At 42.5% G+C, this 23,216-nt stretch carries 21 protein-coding genes and 1 pseudogene; 16 read left to right on the forward strand and 6 right to left on the reverse strand.

What is annotated here, in order from left to right; translation table 11 throughout:
* Nucleotides 1-298 precede the first annotated feature (298 nt).
* The gene (locus WAX86_RS14080; protein WP_036764698.1) at nucleotides 299-865 is read left to right on the forward strand and encodes a PadR family transcriptional regulator; all 567 of its coding nucleotides are present in this window, start codon (nucleotides 299-301) and stop codon (nucleotides 863-865) included.
* A 76-nt stretch (nucleotides 866-941) separates the two neighbouring features.
* Here the strand turns inward: WAX86_RS14080 and WAX86_RS14085 are convergent, their stop codons facing one another.
* A complete protein-coding gene (locus tag WAX86_RS14085) occupies nucleotides 942-2,105 on the reverse strand; it encodes an O-succinylhomoserine (thiol)-lyase (protein WP_065172429.1) in 1,164 nt (387 codons plus the stop codon).
* Between the two features lie 286 nt (nucleotides 2,106-2,391).
* Between WAX86_RS14085 and metJ the strand changes: the two genes are divergently transcribed.
* Entirely contained in the window at nucleotides 2,392-2,709 is a 318-nt protein-coding gene (gene metJ, locus WAX86_RS14090; RefSeq protein WP_005302629.1) for a met regulon transcriptional regulator MetJ, read from the forward strand.
* A gap of 153 nt (nucleotides 2,710-2,862) precedes the next feature.
* Here metJ and WAX86_RS14095 read toward each other — a convergent pair whose 3' ends face one another.
* Entirely contained in the window at nucleotides 2,863-4,041 is a 1,179-nt protein-coding gene (locus tag WAX86_RS14095; RefSeq protein ID WP_341488930.1) for a sodium:proton antiporter, read from the reverse strand.
* 704 nt (nucleotides 4,042-4,745) lie between these two features.
* Nucleotides 4,746-4,958, reverse strand: a complete 213-nt coding sequence (rpmE, locus tag WAX86_RS14100; protein WP_005302627.1) for a 50S ribosomal protein L31 — start codon at nucleotides 4,956-4,958, stop codon at nucleotides 4,746-4,748.
* 241 nt (nucleotides 4,959-5,199) lie between these two features.
* Here rpmE and priA point away from each other — a divergent pair, with 241 nt between their 5' ends.
* The 7 genes and pseudogenes from priA (at nucleotide 5,200) to rraA (ending at nucleotide 13,314) form a co-directional block, all read left to right on the forward strand.
* Nucleotides 5,200-7,404, forward strand: a complete 2,205-nt coding sequence (priA, locus tag WAX86_RS14105; protein WP_341488931.1) for a primosomal protein N' — start codon at nucleotides 5,200-5,202, stop codon at nucleotides 7,402-7,404.
* A 198-nt stretch (nucleotides 7,405-7,602) separates the two neighbouring features.
* Nucleotides 7,603-8,610, forward strand: a pseudogene (cytR, locus tag WAX86_RS14110) (DNA-binding transcriptional regulator CytR); the annotation flags it as partial.
* Between the two features lie 166 nt (nucleotides 8,611-8,776).
* Nucleotides 8,777-9,640, forward strand: a complete 864-nt coding sequence (ftsN, locus tag WAX86_RS14115; RefSeq protein WP_044174061.1) for a cell division protein FtsN — start codon at nucleotides 8,777-8,779, stop codon at nucleotides 9,638-9,640.
* 139 nt (nucleotides 9,641-9,779) lie between these two features.
* Nucleotides 9,780-10,307 (forward strand): ATP-dependent protease subunit HslV, encoded by a 528-nt coding sequence (gene hslV / locus WAX86_RS14120; RefSeq protein WP_005302619.1) that lies wholly within the window; start codon nucleotides 9,780-9,782, stop codon nucleotides 10,305-10,307.
* Between the two features lie 10 nt (nucleotides 10,308-10,317).
* Nucleotides 10,318-11,649 (forward strand): HslU--HslV peptidase ATPase subunit, encoded by a 1,332-nt coding sequence (gene hslU / locus WAX86_RS14125; protein WP_341488932.1) that lies wholly within the window; start codon nucleotides 10,318-10,320, stop codon nucleotides 11,647-11,649.
* A gap of 140 nt (nucleotides 11,650-11,789) precedes the next feature.
* Complete coding sequence (locus tag WAX86_RS14130; RefSeq protein WP_005302615.1) at nucleotides 11,790-12,704, forward strand: 1,4-dihydroxy-2-naphthoate polyprenyltransferase; 915 nt, start codon at nucleotides 11,790-11,792, stop codon at nucleotides 12,702-12,704.
* A gap of 124 nt (nucleotides 12,705-12,828) precedes the next feature.
* Nucleotides 12,829-13,314: a ribonuclease E activity regulator RraA gene (gene rraA, locus WAX86_RS14135; protein WP_005302613.1), complete on the forward strand. Its 486-nt coding sequence runs from the start codon at nucleotides 12,829-12,831 to the stop codon at nucleotides 13,312-13,314.
* Between the two features lie 87 nt (nucleotides 13,315-13,401).
* Here the strand turns inward: rraA and zapB are convergent, their stop codons facing one another.
* Nucleotides 13,402-13,644: a cell division protein ZapB gene (gene zapB, locus WAX86_RS14140; RefSeq protein WP_044176973.1), complete on the reverse strand. Its 243-nt coding sequence runs from the start codon at nucleotides 13,642-13,644 to the stop codon at nucleotides 13,402-13,404.
* A 627-nt stretch (nucleotides 13,645-14,271) separates the two neighbouring features.
* Between zapB and WAX86_RS14145 the strand changes: the two genes are divergently transcribed.
* The 7 genes from WAX86_RS14145 to tpiA all read left to right on the forward strand — a co-directional run bounded on the left by WAX86_RS14145 (nucleotide 14,272) and on the right by tpiA (nucleotide 20,968).
* Nucleotides 14,272-15,123 carry an MIP/aquaporin family protein gene (locus WAX86_RS14145; protein ID WP_065172434.1) on the forward strand — a complete coding sequence of 284 codons (852 nt, stop codon included), beginning with the start codon at nucleotides 14,272-14,274 and terminating at the stop codon, nucleotides 15,121-15,123.
* 102 nt (nucleotides 15,124-15,225) lie between these two features.
* The gene (glpK, locus tag WAX86_RS14150) at nucleotides 15,226-16,737 is read left to right on the forward strand and encodes a glycerol kinase GlpK (RefSeq protein WP_065172435.1); all 1,512 of its coding nucleotides are present in this window, start codon (nucleotides 15,226-15,228) and stop codon (nucleotides 16,735-16,737) included.
* Nucleotides 16,738-16,991: 254 nt separating this feature from the next.
* The gene (gene glpX / locus WAX86_RS14155; RefSeq protein WP_065172436.1) at nucleotides 16,992-17,999 is read left to right on the forward strand and encodes a class II fructose-bisphosphatase; all 1,008 of its coding nucleotides are present in this window, start codon (nucleotides 16,992-16,994) and stop codon (nucleotides 17,997-17,999) included.
* 162 nt (nucleotides 18,000-18,161) lie between these two features.
* Nucleotides 18,162-18,782 (forward strand): metalloregulator ArsR/SmtB family transcription factor, encoded by a 621-nt coding sequence (locus tag WAX86_RS14160; protein ID WP_005302604.1) that lies wholly within the window; start codon nucleotides 18,162-18,164, stop codon nucleotides 18,780-18,782.
* 9 nt (nucleotides 18,783-18,791) lie between these two features.
* On the forward strand, nucleotides 18,792-19,532 hold the full coding sequence (locus WAX86_RS14165) for a ferredoxin--NADP(+) reductase (protein WP_044174045.1): 741 nt from the start codon (nucleotides 18,792-18,794) through the stop codon (nucleotides 19,530-19,532).
* An 89-nt stretch (nucleotides 19,533-19,621) separates the two neighbouring features.
* Nucleotides 19,622-19,951: a DUF3135 domain-containing protein gene (locus WAX86_RS14170; protein WP_341488933.1), complete on the forward strand. Its 330-nt coding sequence runs from the start codon at nucleotides 19,622-19,624 to the stop codon at nucleotides 19,949-19,951.
* 246 nt (nucleotides 19,952-20,197) lie between these two features.
* Entirely contained in the window at nucleotides 20,198-20,968 is a 771-nt protein-coding gene (gene tpiA, locus WAX86_RS14175; protein ID WP_005302597.1) for a triose-phosphate isomerase, read from the forward strand.
* 113 nt (nucleotides 20,969-21,081) lie between these two features.
* Here tpiA and pfkA read toward each other — a convergent pair whose 3' ends face one another.
* Nucleotides 21,082-22,044 (reverse strand): 6-phosphofructokinase, encoded by a 963-nt coding sequence (gene pfkA, locus WAX86_RS14180; protein WP_005302595.1) that lies wholly within the window; start codon nucleotides 22,042-22,044, stop codon nucleotides 21,082-21,084.
* 596 nt (nucleotides 22,045-22,640) lie between these two features.
* Complete coding sequence (locus tag WAX86_RS14185; protein ID WP_341488934.1) at nucleotides 22,641-23,126, reverse strand: CpxP family protein; 486 nt, start codon at nucleotides 23,124-23,126, stop codon at nucleotides 22,641-22,643.
* Nucleotides 23,127-23,216: the final 90 nt, after the last annotated feature.

A 23,216-nucleotide genomic window follows, 5' to 3' on the forward strand; every position in this document is an offset into this window, starting at 1 on the left:
AATGACTCAAAAATGACACATCCATTTTTTCTACTTCTACGCTAGGCTAGAAACATACAGCATACAAATTAATAGCACTCAAATAGGATGCAACACTACAAAAAATCGATTTTTGTAGTATAAAGTCTCAAAGATATGCAAAGTAATCGGTATATCTAGGATTGAAAACGATGATATCCTATGAAGTCTCAGTTTGGCACTGCAACAAAGCGATTATAAAACGTCAACAAGAAACGTAACAAAAAGTCGCTGCCTTATATTGAGTTTTTACTAATTATAATTTTAACGGATAGAAGAGATGTCACTACCACACGTTATTTTAACTGTGCTGAGCAACCGCGAAGCGACAGGGTACGATATTACCAAAGAATTCTCACACAGCATCGGCTATTTCTGGAAAGCGAGCCACCAGCAGGTGTATCGCGAACTGAATAAAATGGCTACTAATGATCTGGTAACTTGTCGCCTTGAGCCTCAAGAGGGTAAGCCAGACCGTAAAGTATATTCCATTACCGATTTGGGTCGTCAGGCATTGTTTGCTTGGTTCCAAGAGCCAGCACAAAACCCAACAACTCGTGATGAATTCTCAGCAAAACTGCTGGTTTGTGGAGTTCATAACTCAGAACCAATGCAGCAACAATTAGAAGCACTGATTGAAGAATCTCGCGCTCTAATTAACCATTACCATGAGTTGGAAAAAGTACATTTCCCAAATCACCGTAGTCTTGATCGCCAAACTCGTCTTGAGCGTTTAACACTACGTCGTGGTATCCATAATCGTCAAGCTTGGATTTACTGGGCTGAAGAAGTACTGGCTGAACTTAAAGATATGGACAGTTCTTCAAGTGCAGTAGCAATTAACTAATCTTGCTACCACAATGACTGATTGCTAAAGCCGCTCAATATGGGCGGCTTTGCTTTATTCCCAAATAACCACAAACTTAAATACGCTGGGCTGCCGATAGCGCCTGTTCTAAATCTGCAATCAGATCCCGACTATCTTCTAATCCAACCGATAAACGCAATAACTGAGAAGTGATTCCAGCTTCTTGCTGTGCTTCATCCGACATTGCTCGATGAGTCATACTCGCAGGATGAGCAATCAAGCTTTCTGTTCCGCCCAAAGACTCTGCTAATGAAAATAACGTTAAGGCTTTAACAAAACACTGTAGCTGCTCAAAGCTTCCAGCAAATTCAAAGCTAAGCATAGAACCAAAACCCAATTGCTGCTTATTAGCGATTTCGTGGCCAGGGTGCTCGGGCAAACTTGGATGGTAAAGGGTACCGATTAGCGGATGCTGTTGTAAAAAACCCATCACGGCTTGGGCATTTTCTTCATGAAGACGAATTCGAGGGGCAAGCGTACGTAGACCTCGCAACGTTAAATAAGCATCAAAGGCCGCCCCTGTTGCACCAATACAGTTTGCCCACCATGCAATATCTTCTGCTTGCTGTGAATCTTTACTAATTAAGACCCCACCAACAACATCAGAGTGACCATTAATGTACTTGGTTGTTGAATGCACGACAAAATCAGCACCGAGTGTCAGTGGTAACTGTAATATTGGAGAGAGAAATGTATTATCAACCGCAACTTGTGCCCCAACCGCCTCAGCCTGTTGGCAAATATTAGTAATATCAACCACGCGAAGCAGCGGATTCGAGGGGGTTTCGACCCAAATCAGTTTAGGCTTAAGACTTAATGCTTCAGTTAACGCTTGAGGATCGCCTTGATTAATAAAGCGAACCTTAAAATCCCCTTTTTGTGCCCGCGTATTTAGGAGGCGATATGTACCTCCGTAGCAATCATGAGGGGCAACAACCAGATCATTTGGGCCAAGTAGTGCTGACACCAACAAATTAATCGCTGCAGTACCACAGTTAGTCACTACCGCGCCAGCTCCCTGCTCTAACTGAGCTAATGCCTCAGCTAAAGTATTACGGGTAGGATTACCAGAGCGAGAATAGTCGTATTGAGGCACTTCTCCTAATGCATTAAAGCTGTAAGTTGAGGTAAGATAGATCGGCGGCACGACCGCATTGTATTGGCTATCACAATCAATACCGCTACGCACTGCAATGGTTGCACTTCGTTTATTACTCATACTTGCCATCCCTAGCCCTTTATTGTTGAGTTTTTATTCATCCTGTTCCCACCTTAACCACTAACATTTAGGACGTCAATACTTCCAGACGGCTAAACACCTTTACATATAGCAGTAAGTCCAGCTAAAATTTAGGTCTATTTGGCTCTTGTTATCGACGACAGACCACAGTTATTACTCTTTAGACAAGACAAATAGGTAATGTTGACGTAATATCGCGCCCTCATTATAACAGCGCACATCAATAGCTAACTGAGATTGTCGATTAAGTAAAAGAAGGTAAGACATGGCAGAGTGGAATGGCGAATATATTAGCCCATACGCAGAACACGGTAAGAAAAACGAACAAGTAAAAAAGATCACTGTGTCTATTCCATTAAAGGTGCTCAAAATTCTTACTGATGAACGTACTCGTCGTCAGGTAAATAATTTGCGTCATGCAACAAACAGCGAATTGCTATGCGAAGCATTCCTTCATGCATACACTGGGCAACCACTGCCAACTGACGATGACATTCGTAAAGATCGTCCAGACGATATTCCATCAGAAGCCAAAGCTATGATGGATGAAATGGGGATCAGCTACGAAAATCCAGATGAATAACTCATCACTGCTCACCGCTTAGCTCAATAAAAAACAGCGCCCACTTAATGGCGCTGTTTTTGACTTACAATCGCGGCATATTGTTATTATCACTAAGCGACTCGACCGACCAATAGACTCAATAAAAAGATACTGATCACCGCAGCTAACAGTTTAAGCTCTCGACTCTTCATAACGCTCCTCCTCACTTTGGCTAGTTGGAGTTACAATCAGATAACGAACAACCATAATAAATAAGCCCGTCATCACTAAATTCAATGCCAGAGATAACATACTGATCGTGATCATCGGCCCACCAAACCCGTAACCCAAACTGATCATCAATACACCTGCGCCAACTTCACCTCTTGGCCACATACTAATGGATAACGCTAGACGCTCACGCAAAGTTGCCTCTTTGCGGTAACAAAACAGTGGGAACATTTTGCCTAGATTAGCCAACACCGATATCACTAAAACATGATAGATAATTTCTTTCATCCCCATCGCAGGCATCGCCATTGACAATGATGTTGTAGCAACGGTTTCGCTAACAGCATTAAACAGAGGTGGTAAGCTTAGACCCACCAGCACCATAAATATTGCGGCAACCCAAGTAGAGACTTTTTCATCTTGCTTGGATTCATGCTGTGATTTCATCAAGCATCCCAACACAAAAGCAGGAAGAAGTACCTCGAAATGTATCCCAGAGCGTAAGTAAAACAGCTCACAAACGACAGCGATAATGACAGAATAAAATAAAATGCTACGAGCAGATGATGGAATACTCCATTGATGTAAATAGCGATAACCTAATATCAGCAAAGCAAACATCAAAAATAACGTAACCCCAAGTGCTGGCTGCCAACCTACAATTAAAATAGACAATGGAATCATAAGCAGGACGGTATCGAGATCATCAAAAATCGCTAAGATACGAGCTTTACTGAACATCCAAGTCGCACCAAGCCCAGCCGCTGCTAACATGGCAAATAAAACACCCGCTGATGTAGGAGCGGCAAAGCGTCCAATAACGAGTGTCTCTTTCCATGCATCCGCATTAGTCCAGAGTTCTGCTGGAAATAAGACAAAAATAAAATAAACAACTACTGCAATCCAAGGGAATGTGGCGGTTGTCATCGCAACAATATAATCCCAACGATATTGTTTTAAATTATTTTTATCAATTTCAAATTCACGCCCTACATTAATCATAATATAAGACAATGCGGTCATCGTTGATATCATAATTAATGATTGCAATTGATTATAATGAGTAAAAATATTTGGCAGAAGTTGAGAACCAAATAAACCAACAATTAATAACAACGAGTAGATAATAACTTTCCTCACTCAACACCTCGCAATAATGTTAAATATAACAGCAAAAATAAAAGTTGTTTGTTGCTATTAAAGTTAACGCAAAAAACAGCATCTTTGCGGGACATCACAGTAATATAGCGGGAATAGCGTACTTCTATGATTAATATCAAACTAATTATCTTAAATGAATATCGAGATGCAACTTAATGTAAAATTAAATTAATAAGAGGTAGGTTAAGTTGAATTAATTATTCGTTTTTTACGAAATTAATTTTTAATTTAACAGCGATAATAAATAGCACTTATAAAGGTTAATAAATATAGATAATTGTGGATTTATAAAAGTTATTTTTTGTAATAATAAGTAAAAATAAGATATAGCTATCGATTAAAAGATAAAATTATCAATCTAAGGTAATGAAGTAATAAAGAGTGATTAAGATCGATATATATTTTTATTAGAGAAACTACACTATGGCCAAAACAGATTAGTTTGCTAATTTACCCATAATATAGAGGTGGCTTATGCTCGATTCGCTTATCACCACAATAGGAATGTGCTTAATCGGTGGAAAATACATTTTAATGATCTTTTTGGCTCTACTGACCTTCACAACCTCCGCATCTCCCGATCTACTATTTGGCTATACATGGCCAGATTCTGAGTAGAACCTCAAAAAAACATAAAAAAAAGGATGCCTAAGCATCCTTTTTTTCGAAATTCAATCGAGCAATTACTTGCTAGATAGCGCACCAAAACGCTTGTTGAATTTGTCGATACGACCACCAGTGCTAACTTGACGCTGCTTACCAGTGTAGAATGGGTGACACTTGTCACATACGTCTAGGTTGATATCTTTACCTAGAGTAGAGTTGAATGCGAAAGTGTTGCCGCAAGAACAACGAGCGTTCACTGCAGTGTATTCTGGGTGAATACCTTGTTTCATGGGATAACCTCAGTAGTAAGGCCGTGTCGCTCTCCCGATCCAAAGCCGGGCACCACACGTCGTTAAAAATAGTTGCCACTGATGTGACAAATTAGGCGGCGTATAGTAATCAATCACACGTCACAGATCAACTAATACGCTAGTTTTTTCACCACTTTTTTCATCGTCCTCGTTCATCCTCTTATCCCCTATCTTGCTTCCTGCTATGATGAGCTGTTTTTCTCAAATTCATGGCGACTTAATGACTGGAAATATTGCTCAGGTTGCGTTACCTGTCCCACTAGATAAACGCTTTGACTATAAGATCCATCCACAGCAATGTCCGGTTGTTGGCGGTCGTGTAAAGGTCCCATTTGGTCGCCAACAACTGGTTGGCATTGTAACCAAAATTAGCAATAGTTCTGACTTTCCACTTGAGCAATTAAAAGCGATTAATGAGGTAATTGACAGCCAACCATTATGGTCTGACTCTCTCTACCAATTACTCAATTGGGCCAGTGGATTTTACCAGTACCCTTTAGGTGATACGCTTGCCAATGCTATGCCTACGTTACTGCGTAAAGGGCGAGAGGCTGAGTTAAGCAGTATTAAATATTGGTCCATTACTGAAGAAGGTAAAAATCAAGAGCTCACCTCAGTTGCCAAAAAAGCGCCCAAACAAGCGCAAATTCTTAATTTATTACATGCGGGCAATATGAGTCATGAACAACTTCTTGATGCAGAAGTGAGCCCTGCTGCGCTAAAAACACTCAACGAAAAACAGTGGATCACCACATTTGAGCAAAAACCAAAAACACAAGATTGGCCACAGCAGTTTGCAATTACAGAGCAAAAGCCCCAACTCAATACCGAACAAGCTCTTGCTGTTGCGACGGTAAATGCCAACCCAAACTTTGGTTGTTATCTTCTAGAAGGAATCACAGGTTCAGGAAAAACTGAGGTTTATCTCAATCTATTAGAACCGGTTCTTGCTGCTGGAAAACAAGCGCTTATTTTAGTTCCAGAAATTGGCTTAACACCCCAAACTATAAACCGCTTCCGCCGCCGCTTTAATGTGCCTTTAGAGACCATCCACTCAGGACTCAACGATACTGAACGATTAACGGCTTGGCTTGCTGGGCGGGATAATCAAGCAGGTATCATTATCGGTACTCGCTCTGCCCTATTTACCCCTTTTGCAAATTTAGGGATTATTATTGTTGATGAAGAACACGATGCTTCTTACAAACAACAAGATAGTTTGCGCTATCACGCCCGAGATTTAGCCGTAATGCGAGCAAGCCAAGAAAATATTCCCATTGTGCTTGGCTCAGCAACACCCGCATTAGAAACCATCAACAACGCCAAAAGCGGTAAGTATCACCATCTCACTTTAACCAAACGAGCAGGTAATGCCACTAAAGCTCGACAAGGTGTTATTGATGTCAAAGGCCTGTATCTAGAGGCTGGGTTATCGGCCCCCTTAATCGCTGAAATGCGCAAACACTTAACAGCGGGAAATCAGGTTATCTTGTTTCTTAACCGCCGCGGATTCTCCCCAGCTTTAATGTGTCATGAGTGTGGCTGGTTAGCTGAATGTCCACGCTGTGACGCATACTACACCTTACATCAACAGTCAGGTGAGCTCCGCTGCCATCACTGCGCAACACAGCGCCCGATTATGCATCAGTGTCAAAATTGTGGTTCAACCCAACTGCATGCGGTCGGTGTGGGTACTGAACAACTTGAAGCACAATTGGCTGAGCTTTTCCCTGAATATAAAACGGTACGAATTGATCGCGATAGCACCCGTCGTAAAGGCAGTCTAGAAAATTATTTAGAAGCTATCCGTCGCAATGAATATCAAATTCTGATTGGAACCCAGATGCTGGCTAAAGGTCATCACTTTCCCAACGTCACCTTAGTTGGTCTTATTGATGTTGACGGAGCTCTGTTTAGTAATGATTTTCGTGCTTCTGAGCGTTTAGCCCAACTTTATGTACAAGTGGCTGGTCGAGCTGGACGTGCCAGTAAACCAGGTGAAGTGTTATTACAAACCCATCACCCTGAACATGCTCTACTGCAATCGCTATTGCGCCAAGGTTATGATTCATTTGCCGAACATGCTCTTATTGAGCGCAAACAGGCGATGCTGCCGCCATACAGCTATTTAGTTTTATTTAGGGCGGAATCGAACCACAGTGATCAAGTTCAACAATTTTTGCAGCAAGTGCGCTCAATTTTTGAATCGAGCCCTCTGTTTGATAGCGACAGTTTTGTGATGGGCCCAAATCCTGCCCCTCTGGCACGCCGTGCTGGTCGTTATCGCTGGCAGCTCATAGTACAAGCACCAAGCCGTAAGGTGCTGCAAAATATGCTAAATATCGCAAAGCCTGCTATCAATTTATTGCCACTAGCGAAAAAAGTACGCTGGTCAATTGATGTTGAGCCACAGGATCTAACTTAACGCGCAGAATGGGAACAAGATCACATTAAGCATGTAATTAATGCTATTCGGAGCATGTTTAATCTTTTGTATAATCTCTACAATGAACGCTGCAATTTTGCTCAGCGGTGATTTATCTTATCGGGTTTGGTATCTGCTAAGTTGGCCAAGATCCTCCGATAGACCTTATTTGAGAGAAAGAATTTAGAGAGGAACTGCACTATGGCGACAATGAAGGATGTTGCCCAGCTTGCTGGAGTTTCAACGGCTACGGTTTCACGAGCCCTAATGAACCCAGAAAAAGTGTCGGCCTCGACGAGAAAAAAAGTCGAGCAAGCCGTCATGGAAGCGGGATATTCCCCTAACTCATTAGCACGTAATTTACGTCGTAACGAGTCCAAAACTATCGTAACTATCGTGCCTGATATTTGCGACCCCTATTTCACTGAGATTATTCGTGGCATAGAAGAAGCTGCGATGGAACACGGTTATCTTGTTCTGCTTGGTGACAGTGGTCAGCAAAAAACACGAGAAAATTCCTTTGTTAATTTGGTCTTCACCAAACAAGCTGATGGCATGCTCCTACTAGGAACCGATCTGCCGTTTGATGTAAGTAAACCTGAGCAAAAGAATCTTCCACCATTGGTTATGGCGTGTGAATATGCCCCAGAGCTTGAACTGCCTACTGTTCATATCGATAACCTGACCGCCGCATTTGAAGCTGTGAACTACTTAACTCAAATGGGTCACCGTCGTATTGCTCAAATTTCTGGTCCTAGCAAAGCGGCATTATCAGAGTTTCGCGCACAAGGCTATCAACAAGCCCTACGCCGAGGTGGGATTGAACTTAACCCAGCCTATACCATCACCGGCGATTTCTCATTTGCCGCAGGCGCTCGTGCTGTTACCAATTTATTGTCACTACCAGAGCCACCAACCGCCATATTCTGTCACTCAGATGTGATGGCTATTGGCGCTATGCAGCAGGCTAAACGTCTTGGACTTCGTGTACCTCAAGATATTTCCATTGTCGGCTTTGATGATATTCAATTTGCTGAGTTTTGCGATCCACCATTAACCACGGTTTCCCAACCTCGTTATGAGATTGGTCGTCAGGCCATGTTGATGTTATTGGAATTACTGAAAGGAAAAGAAGTGCAGGCGGGTTCCCGTTTACTTGATGCGAAACTTGTTATTCGTGAAAGTGCCGCTCCGCCTTTGCGCTAATTCTTAAGGGATAAGACACTGTGGGCTTACTCATTTGCTAAGCCCTCCTCATATTTTGCACCATTTTGACGTAACTTTGGCGGTTTTACGTCGCAATGACTAGTCAGTTTCCGTTCAAGTTTGTACCATATATCCTATATCGTTCCTTAACTTATTTGTTGTTATCGTGGCCACTAAAGATTATGTAAAACGCGGTCGAGTGCAGAAAAAAGCGCCGACACGCCAAAGCCGAAAGGCTCCAACAACTGTAGCAGATAGGTTTCCTAAAAAATTAGGAGCGCTGGCGCTTGTCTTAACCGGTTTACTCGGTTACGGACTTTTTTACCTTTCGCACTCTCCAGCCCCTGAAGATAAAACACCTGAAGCATCAGTCACAAAAGAGCAAAAGCAGCTCGATCAACTGATTGAAAAAGTACAGCAAACAGAGAAGAAAAAAGATCAACTGCCGCCTAAACCTGAAGAGAAATGGCGTTATATCAAAGAGTTGGAAAATAAAGTCATCCAACTACCGACCCAAGATGAAAAGCAACGCTTAGCGGCAGAAAAAGCTCAAGCAGAAAGAGCTCGTATTGCAGCTGAAAAAGCAGCTCGAGACAAAGCAGAAGCAGAACGCCGTAAGCAACAACAAGAGGCGGCACAGAAGTCAGACGCTATAAAACCGACGGTGAGTCCAACAGCAGATAAAGTTGCGGATGTAGCAAAACCAAAGCCGGTTCAACCAACTACACCAGTTGTCCCAACCGAGCCTGTTAAGCCACAACCAAAACCTGAGACAAAACCCGTCACGAAACCTAGTGTGCGTTATATCGTTCAGTGTGGTGCGTATCACTCAGCCGATCAAGCCAATGAACGTAAAGCTACTATTGCTTTCCAAGGCTTTAATAGTCAAGTCAGTACCGTAAAAACCTCTTCTGGTACCTGGCATAAAGTCTTTATAGGGCCTTATCCAGATCGCGACCAAGCACTAAAAGCCAGAGGTCGTTTGCAGAGTTCTGGTATTGAGCCTTGCGCAATTCTAAGCTGGAAATAATAGAGAGAGATGCCTTCGGGCATCTTTTTTTATCTCAACTTCTCCTCTTCTCCCCCTTGAAAAAAAACCAATCCTCCCCAAGATCATAAATAACGTCTAATTCGGAACCATATCCGAAGAGAAACAGAAGGATTACACCGTGACAACTATCGTATCTGTACGTCGCAACGGTAAAGTGGTCATTGCTGGTGATGGCCAAGTATCACTAGGCAATACCGTAATGAAAGGTAACGCCCGTAAAGTTCGCCGTCTTTATAACAACAAAGTATTAGCCGGTTTTGCAGGCGGTACTGCTGATGCATTTACTCTATTTGAACGCTTTGAGCGCAAACTTGAGATGCACCAAGGTCATCTACTAAAAGCGGCTGTAGAGCTAGCAAAAGATTGGCGTACTGATCGCATGCTACGTAAGCTTGAAGCGTTACTGGCTGTTGCCGATGAAACAGGTTCGCTGATCATCACAGGTAATGGTGACGTAGTTCAGCCAGAAAATGACCTAATTGCTATTGGTTCTGGTGGTAACTTCGCGCAGGCAGCGGCTCGTGCTCTATTGGAAAACACAGATTTAGATGCACGCGAAATCGCCGAAAAATCGCTGAATATTGCAGGTGATATTTGTGTATTCACAAACCATCATCACACCATCGAAGAATTAGACTACAAGTAAGGAAGTGGCTATGTCGGAAATGACACCTCGCGAAATTGTTCATGAGCTTGACCGTCATATCATTGGTCAAGATAAAGCTAAGCGCGCTGTAGCAATCGCACTACGTAACCGCTGGCGTCGTATGCAGCTTCCTGAAGCATTACGAGTAGAAGTAACACCAAAAAATATTCTGATGATTGGTCCAACGGGCGTAGGTAAAACCGAAATTGCTCGCCGTTTAGCAAAATTAGCTAACGCACCATTTATCAAAGTAGAAGCGACAAAATTCACCGAAGTGGGTTATGTTGGTAAAGAAGTTGAGACAATTATCCGTGATCTCACTGATGTTGCAGTAAAAATGACACATCAGCAAGCAATGGAGAAAGTCCGTTACCGAGCTGAAGAACTGGCAGAAGATCGCATCTTAGATGTATTACTTCCACCTGTTCGTGATGCTTGGGGCCAAAACGAAAATAGCGACACTAATTCAGCAACACGTCAGTCATTCCGTAAAAAACTGCGTGAAGGTCAATTAGACGATAAAGAAATTGAATTAGACATCGCAGCGCCGCAAATGGGTGTGGAGATCATGGCTCCTCCGGGCATGGAAGAGATGACAAACCAACTACAAGGTATGTTCCAAAACCTTGCCGGTAACACAACCAAAAAACGCAAACTAAAAATTAAAGACGCATTAAAAGCTGTAACCGAAGAAGAAGCAGCTAAATTAGTGAATCAAGAAGAGCTAAAAGAGCAAGCAATCCACGCAGTAGAAAACAACGGTATCGTCTTTATTGATGAGATCGATAAAATCTGTAAGCGTGGCGAAAGCTCTGGCCCTGATATTTCCCGTGAAGGTGTACAGCGTGACCTACTTCCTCTTGTGGAAGGTAGTACAGTATCGACCAAACATGGCATGGTAAAAACAGACCATATTCTGTTTGTGGCATCTGGTGCATTCCAAGTTGCAAAACCATCAGATTTGATCCCAGAATTGCAAGGTCGTCTACCGATTCGCGTAGAATTAGAAGCGTTAAGCAGCCATGACTTTAAACGAATTCTAACCGAGCCTAATGCTTCTCTTACTGAGCAATACAGAGCCTTAATGGCAACAGAATCTGTCAATATCGAATTTACAGAAGAAGGTATTGATGCTCTAGCTGATGCTGCATGGCAAGTAAACGAGCGTACTGAAAATATTGGTGCACGTCGTTTGCATACAGTGATGGAACGCCTAATGGAAGAGCTATCCTATGATGCAACTGAAAAATCAGGTGAGAGCTTCAAAATCACTGCAGAATATGTGAAAGAGCGTTTAGGTGAATTTGTTGAGGATGAAGACCTAAGTCGTTTCATTCTTTAATTCATACCTAAAAAACATATTAAAAGGTGCTCAAACGAGCACCTTTTTTTGTTTTTAAGCAAACTGTTGGTCAGATTTATTTGCTCTAGGCTATATTTTCGCCATAATAGTTGTTCGATCTTTTTTTAAGTTGAGAGTTTATGAAAGCATCTTCTTCATTTGCAATCTGGCTTGATGCAGCCCGTCCGAAAACTTTACCTCTTGCGGTTGCGTCCATTGTCTGTGGTAGTGCTGTCGCGGCATGGCATGGTAGTTTCTCTGCTGCAATCTCGCTTCTCGCTCTGTTGACCGCCCTTTTGCTACAAATTTTGTCGAACTTAGCTAACGATTATGGAGATGCCGTTAAAGGAACTGACAATGACAACCGCTTAGGTCCACAACGAGCGATTCAATCGGGTTTAGTTACCCCAAATGCAATGCGCAAAGCGATGGGACTCAATATTGTCTTAACGGCAATAAGTGGCCTTTCGCTAATCTATATCGCTTGCGACAATGCCCATGAGATGTTTGGATTCTTACTATTAGGTTTAATGGCCATTGCCGCCTCGATTGCCTATACCGTTGGTAACAAGCCTTATGGTTATCAAGGTCTTGGAGACTTATCCGTTCTCATGTTTTTTGGTTGGCTAGGCGTTGCAGGAACTTATTACTTGCAAGCTGGCCAAATTGATTCCGTGGTTATGTTGCCTGCTACCGCTTGTGGTTTACTCGCTGTTGGTGTGCTTAATATCAATAATCTACGTGATATCGATAACGACCGTGAGTGTGGCAAATTAACGTTAGCTGTTCGTATGGGGCCTCTTTGGGGGCGCAAATACCATCTGTTCTTATTAGCAGGTAGTGTTCTCTGTATGGCTCTTTTCGCCCTATTTGAGCTTCACTCACCTTTTGGTTGGTTGTTTATTCTCAGCACACCGTTGTTGTTTAAACATGGTAAGCAAGTCTTCCAATCAACTGATGGTGCTGCATTACGTCCTATGATGGCCACCATGGTGAAATGCGCATTAATCACGAATCTATTATTTGCCGCAGGTCTAATTTTAGCGACAGCTTAGCATTGCAATGGATATGCAACTGATTATACTTTCACCAAGACACGGCTCATTTTTTAATTAAAGATAAGTACAAAGCTTATCTTTAATTACCCATTTTCTTTTTGCCGATATAAGAAGTGTGCTTATGGAATACAATACCTCTGAGTTATGTGATATCTACCTGGACCAAGTGGATGTTGTCGAACCAATGTTCAACTCTTATGGTGGTCGTGGATCATTTGGCGGTCAGATTACGACGGTTAAATGTTTTGAAGATAATGGTGTACTACGCTCAGTCCTAGAACAATCTGGAGTGGGCCGTGTTTTACTGGTTGATGGTGGCGGTTCACTTCGTCGAGCTCTAATAGACATCGACATTGCACAACTTGCAGCAGAAAACGAATGGGAAGGCATTGTTGTCTATGGCTGTGTTCGCCACGTTGATGAGCTAGATGAGTTAGATTTGGGTATTCAAGCCCTCGCTTCTATGCCTGTTGGCGCAGATAACCAGAGCGTGGGAGAGGTTGATGTTCCTGTTAACTTTGGTGGGGTTACATTCCTACCTGAAGATCATCTGTATGCGGATAACACCGGAGTAATTCTTTCTCCAGAGCCACTTGATCTCGATTAAGGTACAGATAGAAAAAGACCCTGCAGATTGTTGTTCCTGAAGACAATCGGCAGGGCCCATAAAAGACGATGTAAAAAACCTCGTCTCTTATTCTACATGTTCCATTTTACCTAGAAGAGCACGTACACGCTCTTGCCATGCATTGTGATCTTCACGCAGCTTCTCGTTGTCATGAACTAATGTTTCGCGACCAGAACGAAGATCTTGCGCTTCAGCTGCTAGGCTCTCATTTTTTTCTTTTAGTTCTTCAATTTCCATTTGTAGAAGAGCGATAGTATCTACAGCAGACTGGACTTTGGCTTCCAGCATTTCCAACATTTCTAGAGACATATTGTTCACCTGATCTAAGCCCATATCATTATCCTAACCCATTTAGGACAATACCACACGAGCATGGTTTTAATTCCTATTACCTTATTCTAACGGGGCAGAACACTTTGAGCATCTACTAATCCCGTAGTTTGTGGTAATCGCTGACTTTTTGTTCAATATTGATTGAATTCTTGCAATCATCATAATAATAAATACTCAAGCCATCTTATATCAATATGATAAAAGCAAGTTATCGCTAACTTATCACAACAGAGAAGACGCACATTGATGCTGTTCACACAACCAAAGATGGCTTGAGCAATGTTAACAGACTAACAATATACGCAATAGTTCCCCTTTAAATAGCGATTCAATTATAAAATCCACTTGTCATAACTTTATCAACCTCAAACCACTTTGCCTTTCTGGTCAATTTTTAACACTCATCCACCCGCTATTTTTTAGAAAATGAGAGTTTAATCATGAAATGAGCAAACGATTGCCAAAACAGTTAAAGCGAAATTGTTTTCATGCTCGAACGCACATTTTTCAGTTAAGAATATTTTAATAATAATGAAGTCGGGTACATTACCGACCATAAAAATAATAAGCACTACCCCCTACAATCATTATAAGGACTGAGAGATGACGACTTCGAAGCAACACACCCTGATGGGCGAGTGTATCGCTGAGTTTATCGGAACAGGTTTGCTGATCTTTTTTGGTGTTGGTTGTGTTGCCGCACTGAAATTGACTGGCGCAGACTTTGGTCAATGGGAAGTTAGCGTTATGTGGGGTCTAGGCGTTGCCTTGGCTATCTACTGTACCGCTGGCGTTTCTGGTGCTCACCTAAACCCAGCTGTCACACTGTCCCTAGCCGCTTTTCATGGCTTTGATAAACGCAAAATTGCTCCATTCATTATTGCCCAACTTTTAGGTGCATTTTGTTCTGCTGCATTAATCTATGGTTTATACAGCAATTTATTCACCGAGTATGAAGCAACTCATCAAATTGTTCGCGGTTCACAAGAGAGCTTAGCGACTGCTGGTATCTTCTCAACCTACCCTCATGCAGCCTTAAGCTTCTTCGGTGCATTTGCAGTTGAGTTCACCATTACCGCTGTTTTGATGTTTGCTATTTTGGCCATTGGTGACCAAAAAAATGGAGCTGCACGTGGTGCTCTAGGCCCAATCCTAATTGGTGTATTAATCGCCGTAATTGGTGGTTCTCTTGGTCCACTAACAGGCTTTGCAATGAACCCAGCTCGTGACTTTGGCCCTAAATTCTTTGCTTTCTTAGCTGGATGGGGTGACATGGCACTGACTGGTGGTAAAGATATCCCTTACTTTATCGTCCCAATTTTAGCGCCTATTTGCGGTGCACTCTTTGGTGGCTGGCTATATCCAAAAGCTATTGGTGTTTACCTACCAGGCAATAACTGCACTTTACCAAATCAATGTGAAGGCGCAGAAGAGATCAAACAAGAGGCGGCATAATCCCCCTCTGCACTAAGAAAACGAACATAACTATAGGTGGCAACCTAAAAGGATTGCCACCAACCTACTACCCTATATAGAGACCCATTAGAGGAATTGATCATGACTACTGAGCAAAAATACATTGTGGCACTGGATCAAGGCACCACCAGCTCTCGAGCAGTTGTACTCGATCAAAATGCCAATATCATTTGTAGCTCTCAGCGTGAATTTACCCAAATTTATCCAAAATCAGGATGGGTTGAGCACGATCCTCTCGAAATTTATGCAACTCAAAGCTCGACCTTAGTTGAAGCTTTAGCAAAAGCAGGTATCCGCAGCGATCAGGTTGCTGCAATTGGTATTACCAACCAGCGTGAAACCACCATCGTTTGGGATAAAACTACCGGCAAACCGGTTTATAACGCGATCGTATGGCAATGCCGTCGTACGGCCTATATTTGTGAAGATTTAAAACAACAAGGCCTAACGGATTATATTCGTGATAACACAGGTCTTGTGGTCGACCCTTACTTCTCTGGTACTAAGATCAAATGGATTTTAGATCATGTAGAAGGTGCTCGCGAACAAGCAGAAGCTGGTAACTTATTGTTTGGTACTGTCGACACTTGGCTAATTTGGAAGATGACCCAAGGCCGTGTCCATGTAACAGATTACACCAACGCATCTCGTACCATGCTATTTAACATCAATACGCTAGAGTGGGATGAAAAACTACTCAAAGCGTTAGATATTCCACTTTCAATGATGCCTGAGGTAAAACCATCATCTCAGGTCTATGGCCAAACAAATATTGGTGGTAAAGGCGGTACTCGTATTCCAATCGCAGGTATTGCAGGTGACCAGCAAGCGGCATTATTTGGTCAAATGTGTGTAGAACCAGGCCAAGCGAAAAACACCTATGGTACTGGCTGCTTCTTGCTTATGAATACAGGTAAAGAGAAAGTCTCTTCTAGCAATGGTCTATTAACTACGCTGGCTTGTGGTCCAAAAGGCGATGTAGCTTACGCTCTTGAAGGTGCGGTCTTTATGGGTGGCGCATCCATTCAGTGGCTACGCGATGAAGTGAAGTTACTCGATGATGCAAAAGACTCCGAATACTTTGCCGAAAAAGTTGGCAGTGCAAATGGTGTTTATGTTGTACCTGCCTTTACAGGTCTTGGCGCGCCATATTGGGACCCGTATGCTCGTGGTGCAATCGTAGGTCTAACTCGCGGTGTGAATTCAAACCATATTATCCGCGCAACGCTTGAAAGTGTGGCTTACCAAACACGTGACGTACTTGATGCTATGCAGGCAGACTCAGGTATTAAACTGGGCACATTGCGTGTTGATGGCGGTGCAGTAGCTAATAACTTCTTAATGCAGTTCCAATCAGACATTCTAGCGGCAGAAGTACATCGCCCAGTTGTGACTGAAGTGACCGCATTAGGGGCTGCATACTTAGCAGGTCTTGCGGTTGGTTTCTGGGATTCAATTGATGAACTCCAAAACAAAGCACAGCTAGATCGTAAATTTGTACCTTGCCAAGACGATAATAAACGTAATCGCCGTTACCGTGGTTGGAAACGTGCCGTTGAATGTGCTAAAGGTTGGGCACTAGACGAAGAGTAATCCTCTATCACATAAGTAACATTAGGGCTTGAGTATTTTCTTAAGCCCTTTTTTATTACCCTCTTATTTATACCTACCTTTGATATCTGCGACTTCCGTTATGTTCTCTCCGATTTTTATTTCTGATGACTTAGGCAAATTAATCTAGATCACGGAAAATCGGATCTTTTTAAAATACGCAAACGATTCACTGGCAATTGTGTTACACTTCGCGCCAGTTCAATATCCCACAATTGTTTTATTTTGGAGTGATCATGAAACGCGATTTAGCAATGGCATTTTCTCGTGTTACCGAGGGAGCTGCACTGGCTGGATATAAATGGCTGGGCCGAGGTGATAAAAACGCTGCCGATAATGCAGCGGTTGAAGTAATGCGTACTTTGCTAAACCAAACTGAGATCGATGGTGAAATCGTGATTGGTGAAGGTGAAATCGATGAAGCGCCAATGCTGTACATCGGTGAAAAAGTGGGAACAGGTGGCGATGCAGTTGATATTGCGGTTGACCCAATTGAAGGGACTCGCATGACGGCTATGGGTCAGAATAATGCTCTTGCAGTTCTTGCCGCAACGGAAAAAGGCGCCTTCTTAAAAGCCCCTGATATGTACATGGAAAAATTGGTTGTAGGTCCTGCTGCTAAAGGGGTTATTGACCTAGATGCACCACTGGCTGACAACTTAGAAAAAATCGCAACTGCTTTAAATAAATCACTCCATGAGTTAGTGGTCATTACTTTAGCAAAACCACGTCATGATGAAGTTATTGCTCAAATGCAAGCCATGGGTGTTCGCGTGTTCGCAGTACCCGATGGTGATGTTGCAGCTTCTATTCTTACCTGCATGCCAGACAGTGAAGTTGATGTGATGTACTGTATCGGTGGAGCCCCAGAAGGTGTGGTATCAGCGGCAGCTATTCGTGCTTTAGGTGGTGATATGCATGGTCGTCTACTTCCTCGCCATCAGGTGAAAGGAGACTGTGAAGAAAACCGTCGCTTAGGTGAAGATGAAATTCGCCGCTGTCATGAAATGGGGATTGAGCCTAATACTCTACTGCGCATGGAAGACATGGCAAAGAGCGATAACGTAATCTTTGCTGGAACAGGTATTACTAAAGGAGATCTGTTAGAAGGTATCCATCGCCAAGGTGATATCGCTACGACAGAAACGCTATTGATTCGTGGTAAATGTCGCACCATTCGTCGCATTAAATCGACTCACTATCTTGAGCGCAAAGACGACGCGATCAAACAACATATTCTATAAGGTTTTTGCACAATAAAAGCAAAAGCTATCGCAAATATAAAAACGTGCTTCGGCACGTTTTTTTTATCGCTGTTGATTTTGTAAAGTAATTGCTTTATTTACTAGGCTATAGGGATAATACTCTACATTGAACTTGATCATCAGGACCTTGCTGGGAGTCGCATGAAAACCAACGACAAAATACTTCACTTACTTAAGCGCGAAGGTGCAACCACAGCAAAAAGTATTGCAGAGCGTTTTGAATTGACCACGATGGGGATCCGTCTCCAGTTACAAGCTTTAGAGCAACAAGGCTTAGTGGAATATTTTGATGTTAAAGTGAAGGTAGGTCGTCCACAACGTCATTGGCAACTCAGTCAACAAGGCCATAACCAATTCAGTGATCGCCATGACGATCTGTTAATTCAAACCTTTGATGCAGTAGAAAATCTATTTGGTCATGATGGTCTTACTCGGGTGATCAAAGAGCGAGAACAGCAAAGTTTATTGCACTATCAAGCGCATATACCAGCAGATGCCACGCTCGCAGAAAAACTTAAGCTCTTTAGTGCTCTTCGAGATCAGGAAGGATATATCACAGAGCTGATCCCTCAAGAAAACGGCTTCCTCTTTGTAGAGAATCATTGCCCTATTTGCCAAGCAGCAACGCGCTGCCCCAATTTATGCCAATCTGAACTCTCAATTTTGACTCAAGTATTAGGAAAGCAATATCAAATAGAACGGTCAGAACATATTGTGGCAGGACAACGCCGCTGCGCTTATTGGATTTATCCCATGTCTTAGGAGGTCATTATGGCTAACTGGGTTGAAGCAACTGTTATCAAAAATCATCATTGGAATGACGATTTATTTAGTCTCACGTTAGATGCACCGGTTGAAGCGTTTACGGCGGGTCAATTTACTAAACTGGCCCTCGATATTGATGGCACTCGAGTTCAACGTGCATATTCTTATGTTAATTCCCCTAATGCCCCACTTGAGATTTACGCAACTCGAGTCGCTGATGGTCTGTTATCACCAAAACTCCACGCATTAAAAGAAGGTGATAAAGTCTTCATTACGCCCCAAGCCAATGGTTTCTTCACATTAGATGAGGTTCCAGAGGGTGATATCTTATGGTTATTTGCTACCGGAACCGCAATTGGCCCTTACTTATCAATCTTAGGCGAGTCTACTGTATGGCAGCGTTTTAACACCATTGTATTAGTTCATGCAGTTAGATACCAAGCAGACCTAAGCTATCAACAAACCGTTGCCAAATTCCAAGCCGATCATCCTAATCAGCTTTACTATCAACCTTTTGTTAGCCGAGAATCAATTGCCAATACCTTAGCTGGACGAATCCCTCAAGCAATCAGTAATGGCAGTCTTGAGCAAGTTTTAGAACTGTCACTCATTCCTGAGCACAGTCAAATCATGTTATGTGGTAATCCACAAATGGTTCGCGATACTAGAGAAGCGCTAGAAGGCAAAGGATTTAAGAAAAATCTTCGTCGTAAACCCGGGCAGATTACGATGGAAAATTACTGGTAATCAAACCGAAATCTCAGTAAAACTTCATACTTACCAATATTTCATTGCTGACTATACTCAAATAAGGCATGAGATATTGGTAGGTACCTATGGCATCACTTCCCTCTTTCGATGACTTAATGCAACTGGCTAAAGAAGACCCCAAACAACTGACCATATTACGTCAGCAGTTGTGCCAAGAATTTATTGCCTCTTGTCCTGCATCTAACCAAACACAGCTACAAGCACAACAACATCGCCTAAATCTGTTAATTGCTCGCAGCCAGCACCCACTTCATACCAATGCTCTACTTCGTCAAGAGTTGTTGCGGTTATTGCAACGACTAACCCTAGCAATTGACAGTCCTGAACAGCTTAGTCAGCACAGCGCCAAACTTCATCACATTGCAGAAGGCCGTAAAGTGAAGAAGATCAAATAAGGGTGCCATCTTGCCTCGAACTCAGGCTATAATAATTCCCATTCGAGTGTGTCGATGACCTTTCTGGAATCAAACGGTAGAAACTGTTTTTGCAAAAATATTGCGAACGTTCCATTCACATTTGCTGTGGAAAAAGGTACAAACAAGCACATTAATGATTTTGGACAGTAAAAATATGCATAATGACTGATATATTTTTACTTAATTGATTTCATTTATTTCATCAAATTGACTTGGAGAAAAGCTATGCGCCATCCTGTGGTTATGGGTAACTGGAAGCTAAACGGTAGCAAGGAAATGGTATCTAACCTAATTAAGGGCCTAGACGCTGAACTAAACGGTGTTGAAGGTGTAGATGTAGCGATTGCTCCACCAGTTATGTTCCTAGACCTAGCTGAGCAGCTAATCAGCAAAGCAAACAACAAGATCATTCTTGGTGCACAGAACGTAGACATCCACGAAAGTGGTGCATTCACAGGTGATATCTCTCCTGCAATGCTTAAAGAGTTCGGTGCAACTCACATCATCATCGGTCACTCAGAGCGTCGTGATTACCACAACGAATCTGATGAGTTTGTTGCTCAGAAGTTTGCATTCCTTAAAGAGCACGGCCTAACTCCTGTTCTATGTATCGGTGAGTCAGAAGCACAAAACGAAGCTGGCGAAACAGTAGCTGTATGTGCTCGTCAAATCGACGCTGTGATCAAAACTCAAGGCGTTGATGCGCTAAACGGTGCAATCATCGCATACGAACCAATCTGGGCTATCGGTACTGGTAAAGCAGCTACAGCTGAAGATGCACAGCGCATCCACGCTGCAATCCGTGCTCACATTGCAGAGCAAAGTGAAGAAGTTGCTAAGAACGTTGTTATCCAATACGGCGGTTCTGTTAAGCCAGAAAACGCAGCTGCATACTTCGCACAACCAGACATCGACGGTGCTCTAGTTGGTGGCGCAGCTCTAGATGCAGCAAGCTTTGCTGCAATCGCAAAAGCAGCAGCTGAAGCGAAAAAATAATTTATCGATATTTCGATAAACAAAAGGCCACGATTGTGGCCTTTTTTGTATTTGAATTAAAACAAAAAGCCGATGATAAACATCGGCTTTAATGCAGAATAATAACTATTTTATTAGAATAGCTTGTCTGCAAGAGCGTACAGATCTTTACGAACTGGACGCTTCATGTTTTCAATCGCATCGATGATGTCGTGGTGAACCATCTCTTCGTGTTGAATACCAACACAACGACCACCTTCACCTTGAAGTAGAAGGTCGACAGCATAAGCACCCATGCGAGACGCTAGGATACGGTCAAATGCAGTTGGCTGACCACCACGCTGGATATGACCAAGAACAGTAGCACGTGTTTCACGGCCTGTTTCATCTTCAATGAACTTAGCCAGCTCATTAACATCTGTCATTAGCTCAGTGATTGCGATAATAGCGTGCTTCTTACCCTTATCGATACCTTCTTTAACGCGCTCTAGAAGCTTGTCTTTATTTAGACCTGTTTCTGGCGTAATGATGTACTCACAACCACCTGCAATTGCAGACATTAGAGTTAGATCACCACAGTGACGACCCATCACTTCTACAATAGAAATACGCTGGTGAGAAGAAGAAGTATCACGTAGACGGTCAATTGCATCGATAACAGTATTCATTGCAGTCATGTAACCGATAGTGTAATCAGTACCTGCAACGTCGTTATCGATTGTGCCTGGAAGGCCGATACATGGGTAGCCCATCTCAGTTAGCTTCTTCGCGCCCATGTAAGAGCCGTCGCCGCCGATAACAACAAGAGCATCGATACCGTGAAGCTTTAGGTTCTCAATTGCTTGAGCACGAACGCTTTCATCTTTAAATTCAGGAAAACGTGCTGAGCCAAGGAAAGTACCGCCCTTGTTGATTACATCAGAAACACTTTGACGATCCAGTTTCTTAATTTTGTTCTGGTGTAGGCCTTGGTAGCCATCAAACACACCAAATACTTCTAGACCTTCTGTTAGTGCTGCACGAACAACACCGCGAACTGCTGCATTCATACCAGGTGCGTCACCACCACTGGTCAAAACACCGATCTTCTTAATCATGGTTACCCTCTGATATTGGGAATTGAAAAATCAAATCCGAGACGAGTGATCGAAGTTCCCCCCTATCGATCAAGCACCACTATGATGCTTCGCTACTCGTGAAAACTGTAACTTTCTTACTATTGTCGAAATATTACAATTTTGCTAAAACTTTTCGTTGATTCATATCACGATCACTGGCGACAAAATGACTAAAGTTACCAATCTTATGTTACATAATTTGATAACAATTAAAGCAATGAAACGAATAAATCGCTCAACCAATGGCCGCGAGATATGTAGATTATGCGCTAGTTTACCCTGTTTATTGTAATTATCGAAAACGTATTTTTTGTTACGAAACCACAATAAGCTAACCTCGTACTTTGACAGTAATAGAGAGTTAGTAACAAACTGGCAAACTCATGATGACCATTTTAAGTCATCGCTTATATTATCTCTTGCCGAAGTATAGCGGTTTTTATTGAAAACTTAATCACAAAACCCGATGTAACTGTCATTTTTCTATTCATCTTTTGTTATTTATTAACAAACTTTCGACCAAAGACAAAAAAGCCACAGCAATAGCTGTGGCTTAAGGCAACATAAACTTAAGATTATTTCGCGTCTTTATTCCAGCGTTCCGCACACTGCTTAAGATTTTGCTGACGCAACTCCTTGTACTTTTCTTTTTGTTCAGGAGTCAAAATATTCAATATTTTTTGGCGATTTTCTAACATCTGAACACGACGCTCAACTTGTTGCTGTGACATTTTTTCAGCTAGAGCACGCGCTTGACCTTCATCAAAAGAGCTTGATAGAACTAAATCTTGCATCTGATCATGGTACGCCTTCATCTCTTGACGGTGCTCACCACGATGACTTTTCATTTCAGCTCGGTTTTCTTGACGCAGCTCCTTCATTTTCTCTTTTTGCGCGTCAGTAAGGTTTAGTTGGCTGAAGATTTTTTTCCCGCCATGCATTCCACATTTATCCGAACCATGGTCACCATGATGTTTACCACCAAAAGCCATTGCAGATGCTGAACCTACAACCATTGGTAGAGCAATCGCCATTACAAGAACTTTATTTAATTTAGCCATGAGAGTTATCTCCAAGTGTTATTCGGTTAGCAGGGCTATCCCCTGTGCTTGAGATAAATACTACACCCTATAAAGTAAATGGCTGTCTAA

Origin of the sequence: Photobacterium damselae subsp. damselae (assembly GCF_038086725.1) — a bacterium.
Taxonomy (GTDB): Bacteria; Pseudomonadota; Gammaproteobacteria; order Enterobacterales; family Vibrionaceae; genus Photobacterium; species Photobacterium damselae.

What these genes read in the sequence shown, in the direction of transcription:
- rraA (WP_005302613.1), top strand. Translation starts at nt 12,829, where the DNA reads ATGGAATACAATACCTCTGAGTTATGTGATATCTACCTGGACCAAGTG.
- WAX86_RS14160 (WP_005302604.1), top strand. Translation starts at nt 18,162, where the DNA reads ATGAAAACCAACGACAAAATACTTCACTTACTTAAGCGCGAAGGTGCA.
- rpmE (WP_005302627.1), bottom strand. Translation starts at nt 4,958, where the DNA reads ATGAAACAAGGTATTCACCCAGAATACACTGCAGTGAACGCTCGTTGT.
- glpX (WP_065172436.1), top strand. Translation starts at nt 16,992, where the DNA reads ATGAAACGCGATTTAGCAATGGCATTTTCTCGTGTTACCGAGGGAGCT.
- hslU (WP_341488932.1), top strand. Translation starts at nt 10,318, where the DNA reads ATGTCGGAAATGACACCTCGCGAAATTGTTCATGAGCTTGACCGTCAT.
- glpK (WP_065172435.1), top strand. Translation starts at nt 15,226, where the DNA reads ATGACTACTGAGCAAAAATACATTGTGGCACTGGATCAAGGCACCACC.
- pfkA (WP_005302595.1), bottom strand. Translation starts at nt 22,044, where the DNA reads ATGATTAAGAAGATCGGTGTTTTGACCAGTGGTGGTGACGCACCTGGT.
- tpiA (WP_005302597.1), top strand. Translation starts at nt 20,198, where the DNA reads ATGCGCCATCCTGTGGTTATGGGTAACTGGAAGCTAAACGGTAGCAAG.
- WAX86_RS14170 (WP_341488933.1), top strand. Translation starts at nt 19,622, where the DNA reads ATGGCATCACTTCCCTCTTTCGATGACTTAATGCAACTGGCTAAAGAA.
- metJ (WP_005302629.1), top strand. Translation starts at nt 2,392, where the DNA reads ATGGCAGAGTGGAATGGCGAATATATTAGCCCATACGCAGAACACGGT.
- zapB (WP_044176973.1), bottom strand. Translation starts at nt 13,644, where the DNA reads ATGTCTCTAGAAATGTTGGAAATGCTGGAAGCCAAAGTCCAGTCTGCT.
- WAX86_RS14185 (WP_341488934.1), bottom strand. Translation starts at nt 23,126, where the DNA reads ATGGCTAAATTAAATAAAGTTCTTGTAATGGCGATTGCTCTACCAATG.
- WAX86_RS14080 (WP_036764698.1), top strand. Translation starts at nt 299, where the DNA reads ATGTCACTACCACACGTTATTTTAACTGTGCTGAGCAACCGCGAAGCG.
- WAX86_RS14085 (WP_065172429.1), bottom strand. Translation starts at nt 2,105, where the DNA reads ATGAGTAATAAACGAAGTGCAACCATTGCAGTGCGTAGCGGTATTGAT.
- WAX86_RS14130 (WP_005302615.1), top strand. Translation starts at nt 11,790, where the DNA reads ATGAAAGCATCTTCTTCATTTGCAATCTGGCTTGATGCAGCCCGTCCG.
- WAX86_RS14145 (WP_065172434.1), top strand. Translation starts at nt 14,272, where the DNA reads ATGACGACTTCGAAGCAACACACCCTGATGGGCGAGTGTATCGCTGAG.
- priA (WP_341488931.1), top strand. Translation starts at nt 5,200, where the DNA reads ATGACTGGAAATATTGCTCAGGTTGCGTTACCTGTCCCACTAGATAAA.
- WAX86_RS14165 (WP_044174045.1), top strand. Translation starts at nt 18,792, where the DNA reads ATGGCTAACTGGGTTGAAGCAACTGTTATCAAAAATCATCATTGGAAT.